Source organism: Armatimonas sp., from assembly GCF_964826245.1.
Window position 1 is genome coordinate 1 of the sequence record NZ_CBAYMC010000024.1, and the last position, 26,106, is coordinate 26,106.

23 protein-coding genes and 1 other annotated feature are annotated in these 26,106 nt (G+C 54.5%); of the genes, 8 read left to right on the forward strand and 15 right to left on the reverse strand.

The features are described 5' to 3' along the window. Positions 1 to 1,412 (forward strand): DUF1592 domain-containing protein (locus tag AC1XOS_RS04030; protein WP_481960930.1); only part of this gene is annotated, 1,412 nt, incomplete at its 5' end. A 170-nt stretch (positions 1,413 to 1,582) separates the two neighbouring features. On the opposite strand, the gene rplL is transcribed toward AC1XOS_RS04030, so the two are convergent. From rplL to AC1XOS_RS04050, 4 genes are all read right to left on the reverse strand, one after another. Beyond that, complete coding sequence (gene rplL, locus AC1XOS_RS04035) at positions 1,583 to 1,951, reverse strand: 50S ribosomal protein L7/L12 (RefSeq protein ID WP_481960931.1); 369 nt, start codon at positions 1,949 to 1,951, stop codon at positions 1,583 to 1,585. Between the two features lie 36 nt (positions 1,952 to 1,987). Continuing rightward, positions 1,988 to 2,503: a 50S ribosomal protein L10 gene (gene rplJ, locus AC1XOS_RS04040; RefSeq protein WP_481960932.1), complete on the reverse strand. Its 516-nt coding sequence runs from the start codon at positions 2,501 to 2,503 to the stop codon at positions 1,988 to 1,990. 20 nt (positions 2,504 to 2,523) lie between these two features. Then, positions 2,524 to 2,678 (reverse strand) — a sequence feature (ribosomal protein L10 leader region). Between the two features lie 36 nt (positions 2,679 to 2,714). Then, the gene (locus AC1XOS_RS04045; RefSeq protein WP_481960933.1) at positions 2,715 to 4,127 is read right to left on the reverse strand and encodes an HD-GYP domain-containing protein; all 1,413 of its coding nucleotides are present in this window, start codon (positions 4,125 to 4,127) and stop codon (positions 2,715 to 2,717) included. Positions 4,128 to 4,182: 55 nt separating this feature from the next. Next, positions 4,183 to 4,797: a diguanylate cyclase domain-containing protein gene (locus AC1XOS_RS04050; protein WP_481960934.1), complete on the reverse strand. Its 615-nt coding sequence runs from the start codon at positions 4,795 to 4,797 to the stop codon at positions 4,183 to 4,185. A 54-nt stretch (positions 4,798 to 4,851) separates the two neighbouring features. Here AC1XOS_RS04050 and AC1XOS_RS04055 point away from each other — a divergent pair, with 54 nt between their 5' ends. Continuing rightward, on the forward strand, positions 4,852 to 5,847 hold the full coding sequence (locus AC1XOS_RS04055) for a KpsF/GutQ family sugar-phosphate isomerase (RefSeq protein ID WP_481960935.1): 996 nt from the start codon (positions 4,852 to 4,854) through the stop codon (positions 5,845 to 5,847). A gap of 701 nt (positions 5,848 to 6,548) precedes the next feature. Here the strand turns inward: AC1XOS_RS04055 and AC1XOS_RS04060 are convergent. The 8 genes from AC1XOS_RS04060 to AC1XOS_RS04095 all read right to left on the reverse strand — a co-directional run bounded on the left by AC1XOS_RS04060 (position 6,549) and on the right by AC1XOS_RS04095 (position 18,069). After that, positions 6,549 to 8,042, reverse strand: coding sequence for an RHS repeat-associated core domain-containing protein (locus tag AC1XOS_RS04060; protein ID WP_481960936.1), 1,494 nt, complete (start codon positions 8,040 to 8,042; stop codon positions 6,549 to 6,551). After that, on the reverse strand, positions 8,039 to 8,443 hold the full coding sequence (locus AC1XOS_RS04065) for a hypothetical protein (RefSeq protein ID WP_481960937.1): 405 nt from the start codon (positions 8,441 to 8,443) through the stop codon (positions 8,039 to 8,041). Before AC1XOS_RS04065 ends, AC1XOS_RS04060 begins: the two co-directional genes overlap by 4 nt. A gap of 87 nt (positions 8,444 to 8,530) precedes the next feature. Next, positions 8,531 to 10,072 (reverse strand): RHS repeat-associated core domain-containing protein, encoded by a 1,542-nt coding sequence (locus tag AC1XOS_RS04070; protein ID WP_481960938.1) that lies wholly within the window; start codon positions 10,070 to 10,072, stop codon positions 8,531 to 8,533. 251 nt (positions 10,073 to 10,323) lie between these two features. Further along, positions 10,324 to 10,830, reverse strand: a complete 507-nt coding sequence (locus AC1XOS_RS04075; RefSeq protein WP_481960939.1) for a hypothetical protein — start codon at positions 10,828 to 10,830, stop codon at positions 10,324 to 10,326. 404 nt (positions 10,831 to 11,234) lie between these two features. Next, positions 11,235 to 12,674, reverse strand: coding sequence for an RHS repeat-associated core domain-containing protein (locus AC1XOS_RS04080; RefSeq protein WP_481960940.1), 1,440 nt, complete (start codon positions 12,672 to 12,674; stop codon positions 11,235 to 11,237). Positions 12,675 to 12,935: 261 nt separating this feature from the next. Next, on the reverse strand, positions 12,936 to 13,454 hold the full coding sequence (locus AC1XOS_RS04085; RefSeq protein WP_481960941.1) for a hypothetical protein: 519 nt from the start codon (positions 13,452 to 13,454) through the stop codon (positions 12,936 to 12,938). 62 nt (positions 13,455 to 13,516) lie between these two features. Further along, a complete protein-coding gene (locus tag AC1XOS_RS04090) occupies positions 13,517 to 17,290 on the reverse strand; it encodes an RHS repeat-associated core domain-containing protein (protein WP_481960942.1) in 3,774 nt (1,257 codons plus the stop codon). Positions 17,291 to 17,445: 155 nt separating this feature from the next. Continuing rightward, positions 17,446 to 18,069, reverse strand: coding sequence for a cysteine peptidase family C39 domain-containing protein (locus AC1XOS_RS04095; RefSeq protein WP_481960943.1), 624 nt, complete (start codon positions 18,067 to 18,069; stop codon positions 17,446 to 17,448). A gap of 531 nt (positions 18,070 to 18,600) precedes the next feature. On the opposite strand from AC1XOS_RS04095, the gene AC1XOS_RS04100 reads away from it, so the two are divergent. From AC1XOS_RS04100 to AC1XOS_RS04115, 4 genes are all read left to right on the forward strand, one after another. Further along, complete coding sequence (locus tag AC1XOS_RS04100; RefSeq protein ID WP_481960944.1) at positions 18,601 to 19,335, forward strand: hypothetical protein; 735 nt, start codon at positions 18,601 to 18,603, stop codon at positions 19,333 to 19,335. A 29-nt stretch (positions 19,336 to 19,364) separates the two neighbouring features. After that, on the forward strand, positions 19,365 to 19,916 hold the full coding sequence (locus AC1XOS_RS04105) for a KdsC family phosphatase (RefSeq protein ID WP_481960945.1): 552 nt from the start codon (positions 19,365 to 19,367) through the stop codon (positions 19,914 to 19,916). 3 nt (positions 19,917 to 19,919) lie between these two features. Next, positions 19,920 to 20,582, forward strand: coding sequence for a hypothetical protein (locus AC1XOS_RS04110; protein ID WP_481960946.1), 663 nt, complete (start codon positions 19,920 to 19,922; stop codon positions 20,580 to 20,582). A gap of 216 nt (positions 20,583 to 20,798) precedes the next feature. Further along, positions 20,799 to 21,116 carry a 3D domain-containing protein gene (locus AC1XOS_RS04115; protein ID WP_481960947.1) on the forward strand — a complete coding sequence of 106 codons (318 nt, stop codon included), beginning with the start codon at positions 20,799 to 20,801 and terminating at the stop codon, positions 21,114 to 21,116. A gap of 74 nt (positions 21,117 to 21,190) precedes the next feature. Here the strand turns inward: AC1XOS_RS04115 and AC1XOS_RS04120 are convergent, their stop codons facing one another. Both AC1XOS_RS04120 and AC1XOS_RS04125 read right to left on the reverse strand, forming a co-directional pair. After that, entirely contained in the window at positions 21,191 to 21,808 is a 618-nt protein-coding gene (locus AC1XOS_RS04120; protein WP_481960948.1) for a phosphorylase family protein, read from the reverse strand. Between the two features lie 3 nt (positions 21,809 to 21,811). Next, positions 21,812 to 23,953, reverse strand: coding sequence for an ADP-ribosylglycohydrolase family protein (locus AC1XOS_RS04125; protein WP_481960949.1), 2,142 nt, complete (start codon positions 23,951 to 23,953; stop codon positions 21,812 to 21,814). Between the two features lie 185 nt (positions 23,954 to 24,138). Between AC1XOS_RS04125 and tnpA the strand changes: the two genes are divergently transcribed. Both tnpA and AC1XOS_RS04135 read left to right on the forward strand, forming a co-directional pair. Next, complete coding sequence (gene tnpA / locus AC1XOS_RS04130) at positions 24,139 to 24,591, forward strand: IS200/IS605 family transposase (protein ID WP_481960950.1); 453 nt, start codon at positions 24,139 to 24,141, stop codon at positions 24,589 to 24,591. 107 nt (positions 24,592 to 24,698) lie between these two features. Beyond that, the gene (locus AC1XOS_RS04135) at positions 24,699 to 25,664 is read left to right on the forward strand and encodes an RIO1 family regulatory kinase/ATPase domain-containing protein (RefSeq protein ID WP_481960951.1); all 966 of its coding nucleotides are present in this window, start codon (positions 24,699 to 24,701) and stop codon (positions 25,662 to 25,664) included. Here AC1XOS_RS04135 and AC1XOS_RS04140 read toward each other — a convergent pair. After that, positions 25,621 to 26,106, reverse strand: a 486-nt coding sequence (locus AC1XOS_RS04140) for an ABC transporter ATP-binding protein (RefSeq protein WP_481960952.1), incomplete at its 5' end; no start/stop codon positions are given. The genes AC1XOS_RS04135 and AC1XOS_RS04140 overlap by 44 nt on opposite strands.

A 26,106-nucleotide genomic window follows, 5' to 3' on the forward strand; every position in this document is an offset into this window, starting at 1 on the left:
TGACGATCAAGCCGGCCGATAGCTTTCCTGCCGATGGCGGCGGCGGTGGTGGTTTTGACAACAACGCCGATACGCTCTTTCTGCCTCCCGTGCTTCTGGAGCGCTACCTGATCGCGGCTCAAGAGGTTCTGGAGGCAGCCCCACCCAGCACGCTCTTTTTTGTCAAGCCGAGCGCCAAGCTCCCCGCCCGCGCCGCTGCCAAGACCATTGTCGAGCGCTACGCCTCCCGCGCGTTCCGTCGGCCTGTCTTGCCCGAGGAGACGGCTCGCTTAATGCGCCTCTATAGCGCACAGAAAGTCCACGAAGACGGTGTGAAGGCGGCGCTGAAGGCGGTGCTGATTAGCCCGAGTTTCTTATTTCGGGTGGAAGAGGCTCCCACCAACACGGGAAATATCGCGCTCTCGGACTATGAGCTGATCAGTCGTCTCTCGTATTTCCTGTGGTCGTCACTGCCCGATGACACGCTCTTTACGCTTGCTCGGACAAAGAAGCTGAGGCAGCCTGGTGTGCTCGCCGCGCAAGTGCGCCGCATGCTGCTAGATCCCAAGTCCCGCAGCTTCTACGAGAGTTTCGTGAGCCAGTGGCTGCACACCCGCGACTTGCAGACCGGAGTCGCCACACCCGATCGAGGCCGCTTCCCGCAGTACGACAATACCCTCCGTGATGCAATGTACCAGGAGCCGGTGTTGTTCTTTGAGAGTCTTTTTCGGGACAATGCGCCGCTAACCAACTTACTCTCTGCCGATTACACGTTTGTGAATGATAAACTAGCCGCGCACTATAGCATGGAGCCCGTGACCGGTGGCGGTTTCAAGAGAGTGTTGGTGGACACGGCAAAGCGCGGGGGGATTCTGACCATGGCGGCGACCCTGACCGTCTCCAGCTACCCACAGCGCACCTCGCCGGTCTTGCGGGGGAAGTGGGTTCTCTCCGAAGTCCTAGGAACGCCGCCGCCCCCCCCGCCGCCCGTGACCAAGACCCTGCCACCGAGCGATAGAAAAGAGAATGGCCTGACCTTTAAGCAGCGGCTCGAAAAGCACCGCGAAGAGCCTGCCTGCGCCGGGTGCCATGCCCGCATTGATCCGATGGGCTTTGGACTAGAAAACTACGATGCGATTGGGCGCTGGCGTGAGAAGATCAACGACGATCCGGTGGATGCGAGCGCCAAGCTCTTAACCGGCGAGGAGTACCATAGCGCCTCGGAGTACAAGGCGCTGGTTCTGAAGCAAAAGGATGCTTTTTTGCGCAACTTAGTCGAGAAGGTGCTCGCCTACGCCCTGGGCCGTGGCCTAGAGCCGCACGATCAGCCCGCGGTGAAGAAGATCCTAGCGGCCCTACAAAAAGACGGCAACAAGTCCGAGACTCTAGTCCGCGAGGTGGTCTTGTCCCTGCCGTTTGGGTTCAAAGAATAGCCTCCGCCCCGTAAACGAGGCGTCGAGAGCCTCGCAGGCTCGGCTGGGAAGCCCGTGCCGGGCTGCGGCCATGCCCTCTAAAAAACAGAAAACCCACCCGCCTAGGTTCCCCCCTCCGGGTACCCCGCGAAGCGAGGGTGGGGGGGCTAGGGGGTGGGTCGGGAGGGCTCTTACTTGAGCTCGATGGTTGCGCCTTCGGCCTCGAACTGGACCTTGAGCTTCTCGGCTTCTTCCTTGCCAAGGCCGGTCTTAACAGCCTTAGGTGCGGTGTCTGCGATCTCCTTGGCCTCTTTGAGACCAAGACCGGTGATGTCACGAATGACCTTGATCACCTGAATCTTCTTGTCGCCGGGGCTCACAAGAATCACGTCGAACTCGGACTTCTCCTCTTCGACAGGTGCGGCGGCGCTGCTAGCAGGGCCAGCGGCAACGACGGCGGAGACGCCGAACTCGGTCTGGAGGGCCTGCACGAGGTCGTTGACCTCCAGAATGGTCATGCCCTTGAGCTGCTCAATAAAGTCAGCGGTATTGATAGCCATTTTAGTTTCCTTTGTGACGTTTTAACGTCGTGTCAATTAAGCTGCCTTCTGCTCTGCGATAGACGCAAGCGTTGCGGCGAGGCTGGTCAGAGGGGACTGGAAAGCCCCAAGAATCATCGCGTAGAGAGTGTCGCGCGGCGGGATCTTGGCCAGAGCGTCAATGTTTGCTGCACTCTGGAAAGTACCGTCTACCACACCACCCTTGATCTTCAACGGGGTATTGCGGTTGCTGGCGATGTAGTCGCTGATCACCTTGGCGGCTGCCAGGGAGTCTTTGGCGAAGACAACAGCGGTGGGGCCGTTCAGGGCGGCATCCAGGTCTGCGTCGGCGGCGATAATGCCATCGGCGGCACGCTTGAAGAGCGTGTTCTTCACGACAGAAAAGTCGCTGTCGCTATCAGCAGCACGCAGCTTGGTGCGGATATCACCCACTTGCGGGACACTCAGGCCACGGTACTCGGTCAGGATCACGGCAGAGCTGCTCTTGAGCAGATCGCTGATCTCTCCGACCACACCCGGCTTGGTACCGAGTTTCTTTTTAGGTTGTGCCATTTAAATTTTCACCTCCTTCTGAGTAAAACACAAAACCCCCGACCGAAGGCAGTCGAGGGCGCACGAAGATATTTAAGATGCTGTCATCTTCTCTACCTCGGCGGGCGGACTTCTGGGAGAAATCCATTAAACGCAGACGCGTACCGGCTGTCTCGGGTGGAAGTGTTGATTTCCAAACGGGGAGTCTATCACACCGTATCAAAAAGTGCAACTATGCTGCGAGACGTAGGGCAGGGGGCTCGATGTCTTCTGCCGTGGAACGTAGCTGGGGGTCGTCCTCCATGGCATGCTCGAAGGCGGCAAAGATCTCGGTGTTGAAGTGCACTCCTACCTGGCTGCGCATAAATTTCATGGTTTTTTCATGCGACCAGGCGGCACGGTACGGACGATCGGATGTGAGGGCATCGTAGACATCGGCGACCGCGACGATGCGTGCCATGAGGGGAATCTGCTCCCCGATCAAGCGATCCGGGTAGCCTGTGCCGTCCCACTTCTCATGATGGTGGCGCACGGCCCCCAGTACCTCGGGGGGAAAGGGAACCGGTTGGAGAATCTCGCTGCCGAGTGCGGCGTGCTCTTTGATCAGCTCAAACTCTTCGTCGGTGAGCCTGCCGGGCTTGTTGAGAACGGTATCGGGAATGGCGATCTTGCCAATGTCATGGAGCGCTGCGCCCACTTCAAGTGTGCGAAGCTTCTCTTCGGAGAGCATAAGGCGCCTGCCGATCGCCAGAGACATGGCGACGACGCGGGAGATATGCTCCTGCGTGTAGCGGTCTTTTGCCTCGATAGCGCGCCCCATTGTCTGCACCATAGAGGAGTACAGACTCTCCAGCTCTTCAAAGCGTTTCTCTTTCTCTTCGTCACGCTCCCGGTGGAGACGTAGGTTGTAGAGATAGAGCAGGGGTTGTGGCAACATCACAAGACCAAGGGGAATTGCGTTGTAAAAACCGGCGGAGATATTGTGGGCAAGCCAGACTACCCCCACCATAAAGCAGCCCGCTGCTATGTAGGTTGGGGCAGGCCAGAGCGTGTTGTTGTAGAAGAAGTCCGCCGATTTTTTGCGCGTCCAGCCCATCGAGAGAGAGACGGCTCCCGTCACAAGCGCGGCATTAAGCAAGAGGTGCAACATGGCCATCAGTACGATCATGAGGGTGCTAAGAAGCGCGGTGACGACGGCTTCAGGAGTCCTTGCCACAAAAAATTGATCGTGGGAGGTCAGCGTCTCAATCAAAAGCAGGCACTTGCTCAATATCCATATTGTCAGGGACATGGAGCTAAGGTTGAAAGCCGTTTGGTAGAGTGGGCTTTTCTGGCGTGCCACGAGGGTTGAGAACATGGACGACAAGAAAGAAACCAAGGCAACGGAAGGACCAAAGAGAAATAGAGTGAGAAGGTCGGCGATAAAGCCAAGCGAGATGCGAACCGAGTTATTACTTGTCTTCCCCGAGGCGAGAGTCACTTTCTGCTTACCGGCGAATGCGCCTATCAGACAGACGATTGGAAAAATGATCGGTGATTGCTTGCTGAGGGGATAGCGTAGCAAGATATCCACCACTCCCACACTGCCCAGCAGTATGGTTGTGACGATATATGCTGCTGCCCTTCTAGGTAGTCGCCCTTTCATCTCCCGGGATTATCGGGAGAAGCTCTACGATCTTTTAGACATAGGACCTCTATATTTATGCCACAAGGCGTAGAGGAGGTATCTTTTCTGTCAGAACTTCGTCGGGCGGAGGAGTAGGGAGTTGCTTTTGTGCTTCGAGGCGCTGGTGAAGAGCTTGAGTAAGCGCTTCCGCTGAGCTTCCATCCTCTGGGAGGGACGCCGACCCAATCCAGGGGTGAAGTCGAAGAAAGAAAGCCGTGCCATCAGGGCCCAGGATACGGTAGCCGTGGATGGCCTGACGCAGGTTGCGTATCACGGTGGGAGCGTCTTGGGCCGTCGTTCCGGGGAGGAGAATCGTAAAGCTGCCCTTGGTTTCCGTAAGTAAGATATCGGTGTTGCGGAGCGTGCCGTGTAGGACGAGCTCAAGCTCCTCCAGGGTCTGTGTCGCACGCGCCTCCCCGATGGACTGGGCAGCGCTTGACCAGTCCGCAAGCTCTAGCTGGAGCAATGTCAGAGGGTGCCCTAGCTCCTGGGAGCGGCTACACTCACGCTCCAGCAACGAGCCCGACAGGGAAGCTGTTTTGTGAAGTGTGGCGAGCAGACGGGCAGCCGCAAGAACCGTCGCCGCGTAGAGCTGAGACGTCGCTTCACCTCGCCTACCTTCTTCTTGAGGTTTTTGAAACCATTTCATCTACGAGAATCATTGGTCAGGAAATTGTTAGTATGTAGGTATAATCGTGCAGAAATGTCCCCAGCAAGAGCGCACGCACGTCGGGTTTTAACAGAAGAGGCCGAGGCGCTTTGTCTTCTGGCCGAGCGCTTGGACGACGAGTTCGATGCGGTTGTCGAGCATTTAGTGGGTCTCACCGGGCGCGTGGTGGTCTCTGGGATGGGCAAGAGCGGCCATATCGGACGGAAAATCGCGGCAACTCTGGCCTCGACAGGTACCCCTGCGTTTTTCCTACACCCCGCAGAGGCAATGCACGGCGACTTGGGAATGGCCGCACTGGGAGACACCGCGCTCGTGCTCTCCAACTCCGGGGAGTCCGATGAGCTTCGGGCGCTCCTGCCTGCCTTAAAACGCCGCGTGACCTGCTTAATTGCGATGACGGGCCGCCGTGACTCCACCCTGGGCCGCGCGGCAGAGCTGATCCTAGACACCAGTGTCCCCAAAGAAGCCTGCCCGCTGAACCTCGCCCCGACAACCTCGACCACGGCGATGCTGGCCCTCGGCGATGCGCTGGCCGTGGCCGTGATGGAGGCGCGAGGGTTTCATTCGGAGGACTACGCAAAACTCCATCCCGCAGGCTCACTGGGGCGTCGTTTGCTGCTCAAGGTCTCCGATCTGATCCGGCGCGGCGATGAGCTGGCCGTGGTTTCCGACACCGTGACGGTTCACGACGCCATGACCGCCATCACCCGCGCTCGTGCGGGTCTGGCCTGCATCGTGGATCGGGAGGGCAAGCTGGTGGGCGTTCTCTCCGACGGCGACTCACGACGCTTTTTTGTAGAGATTGGGCCAGAGGCGTGGGATCGGCCCGTGACGGAGGCCATGACAAAAAATCCCCGCCTGATTGAGGGCGATCCCTTGGCCGCTGAGGCAATGGAGAGCTTCGAGAGCGGCCCCGTCCGCTTTGGCGACATGCCCGTGGTGGATAGCGCGTCTCGGCCCGTCGGGGTGCTGACCCTGAAAGACCTGGTGCGAGCAGGAATCCTACCGCCGAGTAGCCAGAGGGAATAAGGTGTTTTCAAACCGTGCGTAAAAGCGGTTCTTTCGCGAGTTTGACAAAGGGTTCGCTGATGGCCTTTCTTGCCCGCCTGCAACCGCGTGTTTGCCGCCGCACTTGGCCCGACTGTCAGCCAGGTCGTGGTCAGTGTCGTCAGCACCGCGATTCGTCGCAGGGCTTGATAACTAAACCCGCTCATGACTATCTCTCTCACCTCACGTCCTCCATAAGCGCGACACCATTTTACTTTTCTCTCTCCACCCCCGAGATGAAAAACTTCTGCGTCAAATAAGGTTATCGTTTCGCCTGCGGTGATCTGTGATCGGGTTGCTCTCTACGAAAGCCGCCTTGCGGACGCAAAATCACCGCAGGTAAAACGATAAACTATGTATTTGTAGCCGAATCAAATTTTTGACATGTAAATTCGAATTTTACTTAGCCAACATCATCTATAGTTTCTTTCTTGAGAAAAAAGAATATACTAACATAATTATAAATAGTATTAATGTTAAAAATCCTGAAAAGATCGGTATTGCTATCACTAGGCGTCCATTATCTCCATCTCCAGCAACATTATAATACAAAAAAATAGACACTGATATGATTAATAATAATCCGAACAAAAATATGAGACGTATAACTTTCATCTTTTAAGACTGTTTCCAACACTAACTGAGAGTTTCCAATCAGCTAGTGTTGAACCTTTCATTTAAAATTAAAATCGTTGATGTACAGGTATATATCCAACTATGTGAATATCAAAAGGACGAGGTGTTGTGCCATTGATTAGTCCAACACCATTTATCTGTTGTTCTAATATCCAGGTAAGTCCATTTCTGATAAAATCTCCTTGCGTGTTAGGTCGCTGGTTCGTGTCATAACGATCAGGATACAAGAATACTTTTCCATCAACAGCTGTTATTTTTCCATCTTGAACAGTTATTTGTCCGACAAAATGTCCATCTGCATTTCCTATCAATCCATCATGCATATTAACATTAAAACCATCAACGTCTACAGGGTAAATCATTGCCTGTCCCGGAATTGGAAGATAGTATGGTGGAATATCAATAGTAGGCAACGTGAATGTAGGAGGTCTTAAACTTCCTATTTCACCTATTCCTATAGACATATCTGTTCCTGTACCAAGGCCAGCATGATTCGCAGCAGTCTCTGCAACACCTGCTTGGGTTCTTTGTAATCCTTTAGGATCAACATCATTGATAGGATCGTTTTGACAGTATGTGTACCAGTTGTACCCATCTCGGATCGGGTCACGGGAGATAAATCTCCCTGTGCTTGTATCGTACATACGATGCCCCAGCCGCATCAGACCCGTCTCGCTGTCCTGCTGGTAGCCATGATTCCCCGCGAAGCCGAACGGCGTGGGAATCGAACCACTGCTCGTCACTACCAGACCGAACGCATCCGTGCTTCTACTATCCGTTACACTACCGCTACCATCTGTCAGTGCTTTCACACTACCCAGAGCATCGGTGTGGTAGAACTTACTACTGCCTCCTCGATTCTCGCTCACCAAACCCGACGCGCCATGAACAAAGCTCGCCGCGCCATCATTTAGAACCTGGCTGTCAATCCCATCATCCGAGAGAATGTAGCTCGCGCTTGCTCCTCCCGACTTGCCCACACGCTGGCCCAAGCCGTTGTAGGCGTAGTTTACCGTCGTGCTACCATCGCTGGCACTCTTCAAGTAACCCGCGCCGTTCCATGTCAGCGAGGTAGAACCACCAGACCAGCTTACGCCTGTCATGTTCCCGGCGTTATCATACGAATATGACTTACCGCCTGCGGTTAAGAGTTTGTTGGCGTTGTCGTACGAATAGTTCTCCGTCGTGCCACCCAGCGTTTTAGTCGCTCGGTTGCCCGCGTTGTCGTAGGTGTAGGAGATTGAGTAAGCCGACGCTCCCGTTCGGACTTCACCGGTCAGTTGCCCGCCGTTGTCGTAGGTGTAGGCAAGCGCATAGCTTGGAGTCGTCTCGCCCGTCTTTCGGCCCAGCGAATCGTAGCTGTAACTGCTGCTGGTTATCGTCGTGCCGGACTTGACCGACTCGATACTCGCCAGGTCTGCCGCCGCCGTATAGCTCCGGGTTTCGACGCTGCCATCGGGAAGCGTCGTGCTGGTCAGGCGGTTGGCGTTGTCATACGAATAGCTGGTGGTTTGAGTGCTACCAGCAACCAGGCTTGTCATTCGTCCGGCATCATCATTGACGCCTGAACTTCTTGAACTATTTTAAAAAAAAACGCCATTGTATCTTTTTCTCTCTCCATTAGAGACGTAACGAATTCGATTTTACAAATTTCTTTTTTTGATATAATGAAATTAATACCTTTGTTATTCGTGATGAAATTAAATTCCCAGTCATAAGGGATATTGCCATCATTAATAATAAATAAATCACAAGGATAAAAATAAGGCAGGCCCCCATCGCTTATTAACAAGTAATAAACAAAATTATCATAAGAATATATTGCGAAAACAGAATACGTTTTATTTATTGTTAAATCCATTCTTGCTGAAAACCAATTTTTTAATCCCGAAACATCCCTAGCTGATGATTCTCTAAAATTCTTCGCAAATGTGATATTCATTAAATCCCTTATTTTAACACATTCTTCCCATCATTTTAAGGCGTGATGGGAAGAATGTGTAAGTTTCCCGACAGATAGTTTTATAGTTTACTTAAATTTGAAATCATCTGTAGCCCCAGTGATAGGATCTTTAACATAATGTATTTCTATACCATGTCTGTTATCAGCCCATTTTTCCCAGCCCGGCCATCTTGGATCTGTCATAGGAACAGCTATAGGTCTTCCACCAGGGTCAGATATAGCTTCTTCCATAGCTAATTCTTCTTCTAATGTTTCAGGTGTAGTACGCCCTGTGCTACCTAACCCTAGAGGTGGTGGCGCAGGTGTCTGGTCTTCAGGATGTGCTTCATCAAAAATATAATCAGAGGAACTTAATCCTCTATTAAGCCCCATATCTGGCGGGCCAACAGTTCCTCCATGAGAGATTGCTATTGCTGCGCCAACAAAGATACCTATGACTGCGACAACAGCTCCCACACCTATTATAACAGGAGCAGATGCGATCCCGCCTATCACGGCTATACCAGTTCCGATAACACCAGTTGTAGCTCCGGGATTCCATGTTAATGTTAACCCACTTGGATCAAGTGCATTAACGGGATCATTTTCGCAGTAGGTATACCAGTTACGGCCATCTAAGATCGGGTCTCTGGAGATGAAGTGCCCTGTCGAGTTGTCGTAGTACCGATGCCCAAGACGCATCAAGCCTGTCTCAGGATCGCTCTGATACCCTGCCTGACCCGCGAAGCCAAACGGAGTGGGCGTGCTGCCACTGCCCGCAACCGTCATCCCGAATGCATCCGTCGTGAGGCTATCCGTCGTGCTGCCAGAGCCGTTGGTGATGGCCCGAGTCGTGCCCAGTGCGTCCGAGTGGTAGAACTTGCTCGTCCCACCGCGCACCTCGCTGACCAGACCACCCGCATAAACGTAGCTCGCCGCGCCATCCGAGAGAACCGGTGCGTCTATCGCGTCGCTGCCCAGAACGTAGCTTTGACTGACACCCGGCCCGGACTTGGCGACGCGCTGACCGATGCCGTTGCTTGTGTAGGTGTATGTCCCTGCCGAGGTTGTTGCGGTCTTGAGGCGACCCGCGCCGTCCCAGGTCAGAGAGACCGTGCTTGACGAAGACGAAACGCCGGTCGTGTTGCCCGCCGCGTCGTAGGAATACGACTTGCCGCCCGCCGTTAAGAGCTTGTTAGCATCGTCGTAGGTGTAGTTCTCCGTCGTGCCGCCCAGCGTTTTGCTGGTGCGGTTCCCGGCATTGTCGTAGCTGTAGCTCGCGGTGTAAGCATTGCTCCCCGTGCGAACTTCATTGGTGAGCTGACCGCCGTTGTCGAAGGTGTAGGAAACGCTCGACGCGCCGCCATTGAGCGACTCGCCCACCCGCCGACCCGCGCTGTCAATCGTGTACTCATGCCGCGAGATCGTAGAGCCACCTGCCGTTTTATGCCAGATGTCCACCAGATCGCCCGAGGCGTTGTAACTGTCGGTCTCGGTTGCGCCATTGCCAAGTGTCGTGCCAATCTTGCGGTTGGCGTTGTCGTAGCTGTAGGTCGTGACTTTGCCACGCCCATCCGTGAAGCTCGTCTTCTGACCGGATGAGCTACCACGAACCCGATGCCCGAACAATCCGCTATTTGATTGTGAAGTTACAAGCAGCCTGAAAGGTGCACTATGAAAATTCTACCTCATTTTGGCTCTCATAAATATTCCTGAAAATGATAGCTCTTCGACGCAAGCATATTGATATACGAGAATCCCTCCACTCGTACCCCCAAGAGGACGCAAAGGTGTACAAGACAGCCTATGAATCCACTAGTTTCAGCCAAATATCCCATGAAAAAATGACGAAAACCATCATGGAATTAGACAAATAGAAATTAAAAATTGAAAAACTCCAGAAAACTATTTATATATTCGTCATTTACTGAGTAGATTTTTTTACATAATTGCATTTTCGTGTTATTATTCAATAAATAATCAATTTCTATAATCCTTTTAAATATTTCATGATCTTTATCATCTAGTAAATCAATCAAATTCAATATTATTGAATTCATGTTAAAAAGATCAGATTTTTCAATAATTTCAATCGTTTGAAATCGCTCCCCTTCATTGCCAAGTAAATATATCATAACAATAAAAAATAGTAATTCGTTATTTTTACCAAAATGATCTATTTTAGAATATTGATAAAAAAATGAAATGCCATAATTTAATATAACATAAGCACTCTTCAATTTTTTAGTTTCAATATTATCATTTTTTCTAAAAATACAATTTTCTTCTTTTATGCTAATAATAATATTTTCCTCAATATTATTCATAAAATTATTTATTTTTATAAATTTTTTAATATTGAATGGTTGTTTAACTATTTTTTTCATATGATAATAATACTCCGACCGGAGCAATCTCCGGTACCTCTTTAGTAAGGCTTCTGTTTGAGAGCAGAAGCCACCTGGACACGTGGGGGCCATGAATCGGAACCTATTTCTGGCTCTTAGAAGGCTACCACAGACCTGCTTCGCGTTCAACAATAGCCAGCCAAATTTCGAATATTTGGGCTATAGACATGACGACAATACTAGATTCATAGAGATTTTAAGAGAGATTCTGATGTTACATAGTCGCGGTACAGTACCCATCGTTGTTTGTCTGACTCCTGCCTCAGGATGAGCTGAGTCTTCGAAGAGGCGTATCATACTCGCACTGCGTAACATGAGAGATATTCTCCATCCAATAATATATCAAAATCTATAGCCAATATTCATACACAGTATGCTAAATGCTATTTATTAATTATTCCTGTGTTCTTCCACCCAGCTTCACGTACTAATTTCTCCAATTCTTCAAATGGTATGGGTTTAATAGGAGGAATTGTCCAATGACCTGGAGGATCATTATCGTTAATAGGTATTCCAACAGGTGATGGAAGCTCAACATCTGGTTCTAAAACCCATACTTTTCCTCTTCGTCCTCCACATGTAGGGTCTCCCCAGCAAGAGTATCCATCAGGAGGGACTACATTTCCTTGCTCATCAGTGGGTGATACTAGTTTTCCTGGACCACTTGCATTGCCTGTAGAATATAATGGAGGCCTGGGTTCTTCCGGGGCAGGAATAGGCCTAGGGAAGTAGGGCAAAAGTGCTATTGTACCTTCACCCCCTATAAGTGCTCCCCCCAATCCATCATTAGCAACCTCGCTAAGACTGTTACCACATTCATTACTTAAAGCCGCGGCAGCGATACCTCCTACTGCTATACCAATTAAAATATTTCCTGTAGCTACACCTGCTGCCACTCCAATCAATCCACCTAGAATCATAGAAGCCCAAGCTTGACCTGTTGGGTCTAAACGATTCACAGGGTCATTTTCACAGTAGGCGTACCAGTTATAGCCGTCGAGGATCGGGTCTCGGGAGATGAAGTGCCCGGTGGAGTTGTCGTAGTAGCGATGCCCCAAGCGCATCAAGCCCGTCTCAGGATCGCTCTGGTAGCCTGCCTGACCCGAAAAACCAAACGGCGTGGGAGTGCTGCCACTGCCAGCAACCGTCATGCCGAACGCATCCGTTGTCAGGCTGTCCGTCGTGCTGCCACCACTATTCGTGATTGCTCTCGTCGTGCCCAGTGCATCTGAGTGGTAGAACTTGCTCGTCCCACCGCGAACCTCGCTGACCAGGCCACCCGCATAGACGTAGCTCGCCGCGCCATCCGAGAGAACCGGCGCGTCTATCGCGTCGCTGCCCAGAATGTAGCTTTGACTGACACTTGGCCCGGACTTGGCGACGCGCTGACCGATACCGTTGCTCGTGTAGGTGTAGGTTCCCGCCGAGGTTGTTGCGGTCTTGAGGCGGCCCACAGCATCCCACGTCAGAGAGACCGTGCCCGACGAGGAAGTAACGCCCGTCGTGTTGCCCGCCGCATCGTAGGTGTAGGTTTTGCTGCCTGCCGTTAGGAGCTTGTTGGCATCGTCGTACGTATAGTTTTCTGTCGTGCCTCCCAGCGTTTTGGTCAGACGGTTCCCGGCATTGTCATAGGTATAGCTGGCCGTATAGGCATTGGCCCCCGTGCGAACTTCATTGGTGAGCTGACCGCCGTTATCGAAGGTGTAAGCCACCGCCGACGCGCCGCCGTTGAGCGACTCGCCCACGCGCCGACCTGCGCTGTCAATCGTGTACTGGTGCCGCGAGATCGTCGCGCCGCCTGACGTTTTATGCCAGATGTCCACCAGATCGCCTGATGCGTTGTAGCTGTCGGTCTCGGTTGCACCATTGCCCAGTACGGTGCCAATCTTGCGGTTGGCATTGTCGTAGCCAAAGGTCGTCAGGCCCCAAGGGGAAGTGCGCGTCGTGCGCCCACTATTCAGTTATAAAGGTACGAGTGGCCTACAGTCCACGTTGAGCAATACTATACCTAAATATCGGCAGTCATGGTGCCTGATAAAAAAATTACCCTTAAAATTACGAATCCCACTATCCAATTGGAAAATTTAGACTTCAGGTTCTTTAAATATAAAATTAGAAGCTATTGTTTTTGCATATTCTCTATACTCATCACTTTTAGAAAAACTTTCTCCGATTTCATTTTCTAAATCACACAATATTTCCACCATTTCATCATAATTTACAGAATTTAATACATTTTTTGCATTATTGCTATCTATTTTTCTAAAAATATTTAACAACGCCAATTTCCTATAATCACCTATTTTTAGTGAATTAAAAATATTTATCAGTTCATATTCATGATTTTTATACAATCTAAAAACTATCTCTTCGCAAATTTCTTTGAATTTATAAGCAATAATGCTATTCGGTTTTGATATTAACCCTTTTTGGGACATAAAATTCTCATGCATAATTAACGAATTCTTCAGGTAAGAAAAATACAAATTTTCAATAATGAAATTAAAATCATCAATTTTTTCTAATAAATCAGAACATTTTTCTGACCAGAAAAAATCTTTTTCATCTAAAGAGTATTGGTATAAATCGTTGAGTGTTTTCATTTTTAAGTCGATTATCTTCTTATATCTGCCGACTGAATTTAGTCGGCAGATATAGAGTGGTATTAGGGATTAAATATTGACCAACCTTCCAAAAGATGTGTCATATTCATCGCAGGATGAGTTGGTATCTGAAAGATACTTCCTCCTGGGGGTCTTGTATCATCAAACTGTTGAAACCATGGCTTAAGCTGAGCAAACTCAGCAGAAGTCAGTGGGCGTTGAAAGACTGGCGTTCCGTACTCTGCAGCATACCATGCCGCATACCCAGGATTTGTAGTCACATGAATCATAGAAGGATTTAGTGGTGAAGGAACCATTATTCCCTCATTAAGTGCGGCTTCGAGTTGTTGAGGGCCAGGTGCCCGAAAGATCACTGGTAGCTTTGGTTTAGGAATCAGAGATCCAATCTCTCCTATTACAGCACCTCCAACTGCATTACCTACACCATCAACGATACCATCTACAGCTGCATCGGCAACGTCAGCACCGTCAATCCAACTTCCGAGTGCACCACCAAGTCCTGCACCGACGGCAGCTCCTAATCCTCCCAAGCCAACAGGCCCAAGAGCAAGACCGCCAATAAGACCGCCTGCTACACTCGCGATTAGGCGCGCGTACTTTAGTCCTTCCGGGTCAAGAGCATTTACTGAATCATTTCCGCAATAAACATACCAGTTATAGCCATCGCGGATCGGGTCTCGACTTATGAAACGCCCGGTACTAGCATCGTACATACGATGCCCTAGCCGCATCAAGCCCGTCTCACTGTCCTGCTGATACCCGTGATTACCCGCGAAGCCAAACGGAGTCGGAGTAGAGCCACTCGTCGTGACTACCATCCCGAACGCATCCGTGCTACGCGAATCCGTTACACTGCCACTGCCATCCGTCAGAGTTTTTACACTACCCAGCGCATCCGCGTGGTAGAATTTATCCGTACCTCCTCGATTCTCACTTACCAAGCCGGAAGCGCCATGAACGAAGCTCGCCGCTCCGTCACTTAGCACCTCAGAGTCAATAGAATCATCTGAGAGGATATAGCTTGCGCTCGCTCCTCCCGATTTGCCAACACGCTGACCAAGACCGTTGTAGCTGTAGTTTACCGTAGTGCTGCCGTTGCTGGCACTTTTCAAGTAGCCCGCGCCGTTCCAGGTTAACGAGGTAGAACCACCACTCCAACTCACGCTCGTCATGTTCCCGGCGTTGTCATACGAATACCATTTGCCGCCCGCCGCAGTTAGCTTATTAGCATCGTCATACGAATACGATTCCGTCGTGCTGCCCAGCGTTTTACTTGCCCGGTTGCCCGCGTTGTCGTAGGTGTAGGAAACGGAATACGCAGAGGCTCCCGTTCGTACTTCGCCGGTGAGCTGTCCGCCGTTATCGTAGGTGTAAGCAAGCGCGTAGCTCGGAGTCGTCTCACTCGTTTTTCGTCCCAGGCTGTCATACGAGTACGTGCTGCTGGTTATCGTTGTGCCAGACTTGACCGACTCGATACTCGCCAGATCCGCCGCCGCCGTGTAGCTGCGAGTCTCCACACTGCCATCAGGAAGCGTGCTGCTCGTCATACGGTTGGCATTGTCGTAGCTGTAACTGGTTGTCTGGCTTCCCCCGGCGACGAGGCTTGTCATTCGTCCTGCATCATCGTAGCTGTAGAGAAGTGTGCTACCGCCACCTACTTTGCCCGTGAGTGCGTTGGCGTTGTTGTAGGAATACGTCACTGCGCCTTCGGGGGAGGTGCGCGTCGTGATCCTGCCGCCCGTGTCATAAGAATACGTCGTGGTGCCGGTACCGTCGGTCATGCTGGTCTTGGCACCGTCGTCGTTGTAGGCGAAGCTCACCGTGGGCGTGCTGTCGCTGTACGAGACGCTGGTAAGCTGACCGCCCGTGTTGTAGTTGTTCGTCACCACAACACCGCGACCGTCCGTGCTCGTCGCGACCTGGCCGTCCGTGTTGTAGGTGACGGTGCTGCCCGTGCTGTCCGGGTACGTAATCCCAGACGGCAAGCCGTCAGAGTTGTAGCTGTAGGTCGTGACTTTGCCGCGACCGTCCGTAAAGCTCGTCTTCTGACCCGCCGCGTTGTAAGCGTAGCTCACGGTTCGACCAAGCGCGTCCGTGTGGCTCACCAACTGCCCCGCGTCGTTGTAGACGAAGCTATTGACCTGACCAAGCGGGTTGGTCGTCGTCAGCTTCTGACCCGACGCGTTGTACGTGAAACTCACGGTTCGGCTACCTGGAGTCGTCACGCTCGTTGCACGCCCCAGGTTGTCGTAGGCTGTACTGACTGTCCGGCCCGTGGCATCCGTGGCAGTAAGCGCCATTCCCAGCACGTTGTAGGTCTTGCTCGTCGTGTGCCCCAAAGGATCGGTAGCACTCGTCGCGTTGCCGTTGCTGTCGTAGCTCACCGTGCTCGTCTTACCAAGCGCGTTGGTAGCCGCCGTCACCAGGCCGTAGCTATTAACCGTGTAGCTCGTCGTGTGGCCTAGGGGATCGGTCGTGCTGGTCAACCTACCGGCGCTGTCGTAGGCGTTGGTGACAACTTTTCCCATCGGAGTCGTTGCCGTCACCACATCGTTTTTCGCGTTGTAGGTGTAGCTCGTTACGTTCCCTAGGCCATCCGTGCTCGTCAGGACGTTGCCCACCGAGTCATACGTCAAACTGCCCGTAATCCCACTGGGAGAAGTCGTGCTCGTCTTACGGTAGTTCGTATAGGCGAAGCTCGTCGTGCGACTGCCAGGAGCCACCACCGAGACAAGCTCGCCGCCCGCGCCGTAGTTATGCGTCGTCACACGGCCCATCGGGTCGGTGATCGTCGCGTAGCCCGAGCCATAGGCGTAATTTGTCTGATGGTTCAGCGGGTCTTTCTCCCACGCCAGCGCATTGCCGCTCGACGTGTAGCCCTTCGTCCACACTTTTCCACGAGCATCCGTCACGCTTGTGATCCGGTGCAGCGAGTCGTAGCCGTAGCCCACCGACGTGCTCAGTGGGTACCCAATGCTTGTCAGATCGTCACTGCTGTTGCGCGTGAACGTAAACGTCCGGCTTGCCGGGTCGGTAACACTTGCCAGCTTCCCAGACGAATAGGTGAACGTTAAAACTCGTCCCGTCGGGTCGGTGACGCTGGTGACTTTGTCGCTGCTGTCGTGGGCAATCGTTACTTGGTTGTCGCTGCGATCTTTGATCCACAAACAGTTCTTGCGGTTGCCCGTGCCACCTTCGAAGCGATACCGAACCTGATTCTTAGTCGTCAGCGTCCAGCCCGTGCTATCGGCAACCAACTTGGTTGCCATGCCCGCCGGAGCTGAGTAGCTGCCGTCAATGTTCTTGGTGAACTTGTAGCCAAGACCATCGCCCCAGCGCACCGAGAAGTCACCGATCTCGGGGTCAACCACGCCATAGATACTGTAGCTGTGTGTCCAGTGCTGCCCGATCTCGCTGTTGCCATCCGCGAGGCTGTTGTGATACAGCGCCAGCGAGACTCCCATCCCACCCCGACCGCTCCAGCCCACAATCGGAACCGTGGTGAGCTTGTTGCCATTGACTGTATTGAGTCCGCCGACATTGCCCTCCCAGGCAAACGTAGACCCTGTCTGACCGTCCACGTCACGATCCACAGGGTTGACTATCCCTGTCTCCAGGGGTGGCCCTTCTTGTCGTGCCCCGTGAATCCTAGCCAATTCCAGCGGCGTGAGAACCCGCTGATGGCCTTTCTGACTTGCTTTTGCCCGCGTATTTGCCACCGCACTTCCCACACTTGGCCCCACCGTCAGCCAGCTTGTGGTGAGTGTGGTTAGCACCGCGATGCGCCGTAGCGCACCATGACTAAACCAGCTCATAGGTATCGTTCTCTCTCAGTTCTCGTTGACAGGGAGCGAGAGGCAGGGTAAAAAGACCGTGCCCGGACTCCGGGTTGATACAGCGGCTCGCCTCTTTCCCTAATCTGCCAAGACTTGGAAGAGGCGGGCCGTTTTCACCACTGGGCTCATAGAAATTACTTCTTCAGCACCAGTAGGATGCCGCCCGATTGGGCAAGCAATTTGTCCAGAGGCACAGATTTTGCCTCTTTTTCGTTAGGGTCATGGATAGTGGCACTCACTTTCCCCGTAAATGCATTCTCCGAAACCTTGAGTACCGCCACAAAGTGATTGCCCTCCCACCAGGCCACCGCAGGAGTGGAAAGTCGCGCCAGTGCGTCTCTATCCATCTGCACACCCTCTGCCTTCAGCCCGATGGTCTTCGCCGCCTTCACCAGCCCTTCTAAATTCGTCCCATTCGCATCCGTCCCCGCCGACTTGCTCAGTGCCGCCACATCGGCCTTAACGCCCAGCTCCCCTGCCGCAATCGCCAGCGCACGAGGGCCACAGTTCCCCCCCAGCCCCACCACCCTCGCTTCGCGGGGTACCCGGACGTGGGAGACAGCAGGAATTTCCTTATTGTCCCCCCGCGAAGCGGGGGTTAGGGGGGCGATAATCCCGATCTGCGTTTTGAGAAACGCTGTATCAGTAGCGGAGAGATTCGGGGTTTTGAGTAGCGTTTCCAGAACTAGCCGTGCACCGGCTTTATCGCCCTTGGCAAAAAGCGCCGTGGCTTTCTGGTACTCGGGAAGCGAGCGCACAACCGCTTTGTCCCCCCGCCGGGCGGGGGTTAGGGGGGAATCCTGCGCTTGTGCAGGCTCCGTTTTGCATCCGCTTGAAATCGTGATGCAGCACGTCAAACAACTCAAGAAAATAGCTAGTGACAAACAACGAGAGTAAGAAAAGCGCATAACGCCCTCCCTTCACCTTAACTGACAACTATTGACGTAAAATAGGGGGGGGGGGGGGCACTTTTTATGTGGAGACTACCCAATACCACCTACACCGCTATTCTACCCGCTATAAAAACAATGTCAATGCCCAGACTAATTTTTTCTGAAAATATGGCAAGCCTTGTTTCGGGTCGGTAAAATACACTGTTTGCCTCTCAAGCCCCGAAAGTGTGAGGGGAAGACACTACCCTAAAAAGAGCCGACGAAGGACTATGTACCATTGACGCAAGCGTGCGTACTATTGGCAAAAAGGTGCATCCCCCTGGCAAAGGGCTATGTACCATGGACATCGCTTTAAGAGGCTCTACCGCAAAACTACTTCAGAGAGAAGGAAACCTAATGGACACTGACCCAAATCTACCCAATACTAACGCCGCAATCCCCAGCACCAACACCGCACCGCGTACCCGTAGCGCCATTGACCAGCGCTCTCTGGAGGAGCTACAGAGTGCCGAAGAGATCGCCCAGGCCGCGCAAGTGCCCACACACGCTACGGCGCTGGCAACGGGTGGCATTACTCCCGAGGAAGTGGCGCAGCTCCTTACCAAGATCACCCAGAACCGCACCCGCTTTACCGACTCCGTGGACGAGCGGGAGAACAAGAAAAACACCACCAAGGAAGAGGGCACCACGGAGGCCAGCCTCCGCCGCCAGATTCGGGGCATCCAGAGCGCTGCACGCCTCAAGTATGCCGGAGCGCCCGATGCGGATAACCACCTGGGGCACTACTACATTGGGGAGCGCATCACCCTCAACCGGGCCAGCCTTGCCACCTACACAGCCGCCATTCTCAAGAAGCTGTCCACGGATACTCTCCCTGGAATCACCCCCGCCCGCGTGGCAAAGCTCCAGAGCACCTACACCACCTGGCAGGCCCTCAACGCCGCGCAGAGCGCCGCACTAGAGGCCGCCGTCCAGCATCGCCAGGAGGGGCTCGACCAGCTTGAAGAGATCAAGGCCACCCGCCGCCGCATCCAGCGTGCTGCCGACATTGTCTTCCCTGTCGGTGAGCCCGAGCACTACGCCGCCCGTGCCGCTTTTCACCTAGAGAAAAACAAGCCCTTTCGAGGCTGAAAGCGGTTTTGTGTGATAATAAAGGCCAAATGAGTGAGGATCTAAACACGCGGCTCTCCCGCATTCGCCTGCTGGCACTGGACGTAGACGGGACGCTCACCGACGGTGGTATCTACTTTGGGGCCAATGGGGAGGAGCTGAAGCGCTTTCACACGCAAGACGGTCTGGGAATTGTTCTGGCGCGGGGCATCGGGCTCCAGATCGCGTGGATCACGGGGCGTGAGTCGAGCATTGTCTGGCGGCGCTCTCAAGAGCTGGCGACACCACGCCACCTGGTGCTCCAAGGCGTAAAAGATAAAGTCAAGGCGCTAGAGCATGTGGCCAAGGCGGCGGAGCTGACTCTGGCGGAAGTGGCGTTTATGGGCGATGATCTTAATGACCTGCCCGCCATGAGCGAAGCCGCCGTGGCGCTCTGCCCCGCCGATGCCGCGTCCCATGTGCAGAGTGCCGCCGACTGGGTCTCCACACGCCGTGGTGGCGAGGGAGCGGTGCGTGAGGCCATCGAGCTGATCCTGACCGCACGAGGCGACTACGATAGAGCCGTGGCACTCTATCTGGAGAAGCTCGTTCCGGGGCAATAGGCGATGGAAGAAAAGCGGCAGCGGGGGCGGCGTCCGGTAGATGCACGAGAGCGCCGTGCTCGGGTTGAGGCGGCACTCTTGGAGCTAGAGTCGGTGAATCTGCCCTTCACTATGCAAGATCTGGCCGACCGTGCCGATGTCTCCCGCGCGACTCTCTACCGGGATGCGGCACTGCGGGATCTGATTGGGGGGCGTGGAGACGGCCCCGAAGTCCGCCCCGCCGACTCGCGCTCGGTGACGCAGCTAGAGACCGAGAACAAGACACTCGCCTCCGAGCGCCGGGCTCTGCGCCGTGAGCTCAATGAGACCAAGAAGCGTGTGGACGAGCTTCTGGAGCGCTGTGCGGCATTGGAGCGTGAGCGGCGCCAAGGGCCAAGCTCCGAAGCCCCCCCCGCCAGCGAGGCGGAGAAGATCCGTGCCCAAGCCTACTCCGATGGGTTTGCTGCCGGAACCCGCGCCGCGATGCAGCGTGGGGGGACGCGACCAGGCGCTTCGGGTGGCAGTGGGCTGGCCGTTGCTGCCGCACGCTTGCCACAGCCCGCCGTGCTCGCGGCACGCCGCTCTTTAGCCCGTGCGCTGCATCCGGACCTCTTTGCCAAAGACCCCGCCGCACAGCTTCTGGCCACAGAAATCCTCAAGCAATTAAATAGTCTTGCCGATAGATAAGAGTGATAAAACTCTATTTATCGGAAAGAGAGCTTATTTTTGCGCTATCGTTTCTCTGAAATCAAAATAGTCGTGGCGACTTTAGTGATTTGTTTCTTAGTATCAGATAATTTGGGGAATGCGACTACCACACGGACGAAGACGAAATCCGTCAAGGCAAGCCGCCCTAAAAGCTCCAAGCCAAAATGCAAACCCCACTGTCAATGGGATAGCTCCTTGGCGGCTCATCCAAGCCGCGGGAGCTACCGTCGCCGACTTCCCGTCCGCGCTACCGCCTATACGCCCATTAACGACCCGGTGGAGGGAGGACGCTGGACAAAGACCGAGCGGGATGGGCGCTCGGTTCATGGAGTTGCCGTAGACCCCCGGGTGATCCCACTAGGGACACGTCTCTGGATTCCGGGGTACGGTCATGCAATCGCCGATGACATTGGCAGTGCGATCAAGGGTCATCGGATTGATTTACGGATGCAGCAAGCTGCGAACATGCATCGCTGGGGAGTTCGCCAAGTTCATGTCTACGTTCTGAAGTAGAAGCAATGAATTAAATCTTGAAACAATTAGGGTGAATTTAGATATTTTGAATCCTGTTTTTAGAGTTTTTGTGACTATCTGCTATGTAGGGCCTTTTCTGCCCTTTGTGTTCTAAGGAACATAGCAAGTCGCTCTTTAGATAAACTAAGATGCTCCGGGCGCATGTCTCGCTGCGCGGCAAAGTTGCTAATCGCACGTACTTCGCAGACAGGAATCGCCCACTGTTTGCCTAGCTGTGCCAGAGCCGCGCCCTCCATTGTCTCAAAGTCTGCCTGAAATAAACCGCGACGCTGCTCCCCTTGTGAATCGGTGCCTGTGCAGGTATGAACCGTGCAACCACGCCCACGCGCTCCGGAAAAGCCCGTTGGAATCCAGAGAGGGAGCGGCTCCGAGTAGAACGCCCCAAACTCACTCTGCTGAATCGGGCGAAAGTGAGGGGCCTCAGGAAGCGCAAAACCTATGTCACCCCAGACCTCACTCTCTCCCAGGACGATATCACCGATGGCAAGGCCGGAGCCGATATACGCCCCTGCAATGCCGATATTGATGATCAGGTCAACGTTGGGGCGTGTCGGGAAGGCGGCAAAGGTCGCGGGAGAGCCCACGCCACTGACAACGAGGGAGGTCGAGGGCTCGGGCTCCCCCCAGGCAGAGAGCTCCCAGGCCGTTGCTGCGCAGACCAGAACCCGCATGAACTAAGCGGGCTCGATGCCGACAGGGCCAAAGGAGGTATTTCCCGCACGGGCGAGCAGCCCAATGGCACCTCGGGCTTGGTCGGCGGGAACTATCCCCTCTAGGAGCTGCACCGCATCGCCGTCTTCGACGGAGGCCGTAATGCGCCCGTCGTTGTGGACACTAATGGCCAGCCGATACGGGTGGTCGTACTGCCAGGCGATACTCGCATCGGAGAGGATGACGCTTTGATCATCTTGGGTCCAGACAAGCCGCGCCGCACCGTCGGGTGAGAGAACCAGGCTAATATGCCGTCGCAGGCCGCGCACGGCTGCCATCAGCCCCACGCCATCGGCTAGGTGCGCTTTCACCTGGGTGTAGACACTGTAGCCGCTCCAGTGGTTACAGCCATGGAAGGCATAGCCGGTTGCCTCATTCTGAACAATGCGGTAGGGGAACTCCCCACTCTGTGTCGAGAAGTGCTCTGCCGCATCTACCCACGCGCGTCGCCAAGCCGTTCCCTCACACGCTTGCAGAGTTGTCTCGGGGACGCCGCTCCAGCCGAGCCAATCCAGATAGACCGCACCGGATCCACTGTGTCCCCCGATTTTAATCCCCACTTCCGCAATGGGGTAGCCACCAAGATCGGGAAGGATCCAGGTTAGGTTGGCATGGTCTCCCGGCTCCAGCAGGCTCAGTGGCCCGCGGAGCGTCTCTAGCTGATCCTCTTTGCCGTAGTAGCGGACATAGAGGCGGACGGCTGCGGGACGCGTGTTGGTATCGTCGGCGACTACGCGTGCTCGGACGGTCTGGCCCGGATAGAGAGTGGGGGAGGCGATCATACTGTAGCCGGGCATGTTGAGGGCATCGGGAGGGGTGAATGTCGCCGTCGCCGCCCGTGCCGTTCGTCCAGCCGCCACACCGGTGTAGGAGATCTTCAGCGCACGCTCATCGGCGGCGACCCCTGCACCTTCCGCCAATGCGCCCAGTACCACGTTCTCAAGGCGTGTGGTTCCTCGCGACTCACTGGAGTCCTCAGGCACAAAGCCTTGGAGACTGCCGGGCAGTGCGAAGTGGTACTGCATGTTGTTGTTGGGAGCCAGCGGGCGCAGGCCCTGCATGGCGCGCGCACTAGTGCCTATTTCGTACGTAACGGCGGCGGCATCAGTAATGGCCCGGCCCCCATCGGCGGTGGGGATGTAGAGCCGATCCGCAACCGGCGTGCGCAGATCCGCGCCTCGGTCAATCCCCGCGAGCCCGTTTTTAATTCCCATCAAGCAGCCGACATTGCCACTGTTGCAGTCCGTATCCCAGCCTGCCGTATTGGCAATCATCAGGGATTTCTGGAAGTCATCGTCGCCGTAGAGCAGCGCGAGAATCACCACCGCGTGGTTGGGCACCATGTGGCAGCCGCCCCCGAACGTATCGTAGCCGTATCTCTCTTCAATCTTGCGCAGGGTAGAGCGCCAGTCGCGTGGCTCGTCGGCGTGCCAGCCACGAATGTCTTGAATCAGCTGCCAGATAACCGAGGCGCGGGGGATGTAGGTGATGGCCTGATCCAGCAAGCGCCCGATATTGCTCTCCGTAAAGGCCAGCGCTTCCATCGCCGCAATGACCTGCGCCCCGTAAATGGCCTCGCCATCGTGGGAGACACTGGCGGCTTTTTGTGCCAGTCCCGCTGCTTTATCGGGATCGCCAGGGCAGAGCATCGCCCAAGCGTCAATAAAAATCTGTGCCCCGATCTGCTCCGAGACAACTTGCCCGTTCATCGCCGCACTCCCTGAGGCCGGAGGGACAACGCCGTGCTTGAGGCGCAGATACGCCGTGTGCTCGGTGCTGATTCCCATGCCGCCCCACCACAGAACGGTGCGCTTCTCAATGAGATAGTTCAGCCAGGTCTTGCCGATCTGCTCGGGCGTGATGTCGTAGGCATTGTTAAAATCGGGGAAAGCTCTCGGGAAGGTAAATGTCCCTGAAATATCGTCATCGGTGACGATCAACGGCTTGCCGAGCTTATCGTGGACGTAGTACCAGACCTCGCCCAGCTCTTTCTCGATCTTCGCATTGGTCCAGCCCTCAAAAGGCCGCCCCAAATAAACGCCGATGATTTTTCCCAGCACGCCTGCATAGACGCGCTCCTCGTAGTCGGTGGGCAGAGTTGACATGCATAAATTCTACCCTATTGCGCCCCTCCCCGTAAAGTGTGGTGCCGCTGTCCCTGGCCTGCTGCTCTTGCCGCCCCGTGAACGGGGCGTGACGTGGCCTTCGGCCAGAAAGCCCGTGCCGGGCTGGAAAATAAATTTTGATTGGTTTATCAGAATAGGGCTTGTTTCGCCGTTCTAGAGGTGAAATGAAAGAAGTCTCTCCTCCCTCACGACGCAACCTTGTGGTTATCTCTCTGCACATTATCTGGGCAACCTGGAAACGCCAGCCTCTCCTCACTCCGACAAGGGAGCGCTGTGCGTACCGTTGCATCACGGCGGAAGCCCAAAAGCTGGGAGCCACTGTGCTGGCGCTTAATGGAATGCCCGATCATGTCCATCTTGTGGTGCTTCTTCCCTCATCCCTCTCGCTTGCCAAACTCATGAACCAGATAAAGGGAGTAAGCTCACATGTTCTCAACCAAGAGACTTCTACGCTTGGACACTTTCGATGGGGCAATGGTTATGCTGCATTCTCGATGAGTCCTTATCATCGGACTATGGCGATTGCCTATGTCCAAGAGCAGAAGACCCATCACGCCGATCTCTCCCTCAAGCACGATTGGGAAACTGTCCCGGACGATGAAACCCCACAAACGTAATTCCCAGCCCGGCACGGGCTTTCTGGCCGAAGGCCACGTCACGCCCCGTTCACGGGGCGGTACGGCTGCCTTTAGCGCTTCTCCTGTGTGAGGCGATAGAGTGAGCAATGCCCGACGATAACTCTGACGACGACGACTCAAGTTTTGAGTATGATCCTGAGCTTGATGACGACTCCGAACCCGGAGGCCCTTTTGAGCGCTTCCACGACACGCGGATGCAAGCAAAAGCGGCCAAGAAAAAGGCGCAGGCGCTGCCGGTGCTGGCCGAGGACGATGAAAATGTGCTCTTTGAGACGATCTACAAGCCCAGCCGCCACGAAGCGACCTGGCTTTACTCGTCGCTCAAGCCGTTCTTCGACGACCAGAAGCTCATTGATGACATTTTCTTCCAGGTAAAAGGCGGTAAGGAGGCCAGTGTCTACTGCTGCCATGTCCACCCCGATGCTCAGAAAGCCTTGGGGGGAGAGCGTGTGGCCGCCAAAGTCTACCGCCCACGCCAGTTCCGCAACTTAAGAAACGATGCGATGTACCGACAGGGCCGTGCGGTGCTCACCGATGATGGCCGTGCTGCCAAGGCCACCGACACGCGCTTGATGCGGGCGCTGGGCAAGAAGACCGAGTTTGGGGCGCAAGTCCAGCACTCGAGCTGGCTCCTCTATGAGTACACCACGCTGCAAAAACTCTTCGCCGCAGGCTGCGCCGTCCCGGAGCCCTATGCCGTGGCGGAGAACGCGATTCTCATGGGCTTTGTGGGCGACGAGACCCGTGCGGCGGCGACACTCATCGAGATTGTCTTGCCCAAAGCCGAAGCGACGAAGGTCTTTGGACAGCTTAAAGAGAGCCTGAGGGTGCTGGTGGGAATGGGCATGGTGCACGGGGATCTCTCCGCCTACAACGTTCTCTACGACGGTGAGAGGCCGACCATTATTGACCTACCACAAGTGGTGCGCTTCGACCAGAACGAGAACGCCGAGGCGATCTTCCTGCGCGATCTGACCCGGCTCTGTGACTATTTTCAGCGCTGCGGGGTTAGCTGCGATCCTGAGAGTCTGGCGCGGGAACTTCGGTCATAAGCCCATCTTCGATACGCAAGATACGGTCCGCCGCAGCGGCGAGCCTATCGTCGTGGGTGACCATCAGAAACGCGACTCCTGTCTCCTTGGCGATCTCCCGCATGAGCGTGAAGACCTCTTGACCTGAGTGCGAGTCTAGGTTACCCGTGGGCTCATCGGCGAGCACCAGCTTGGGCTTGTTGCAGAGCGCTCGCACAATCGCATTGCGCTGCTGCTGCCCGCCCGACATCTGGCTGGGCCGCTTGTTCATCTGGCTCTCCAGCCCCACACGGATGAGCAAGCGTCTGGCATAGGCGAGATCGTCTTTGTCGGGCGCACCCTTGCGGATGGAGACCGGAATCAGGGCATTTTCTAGGCAGGAGAACTCGTCTAAGAGATGGTGGAACTGAAAAACAAACCCGATCTTCGTGCCACGCAGGCTCGCCAGCCCATCGGAGCTGAG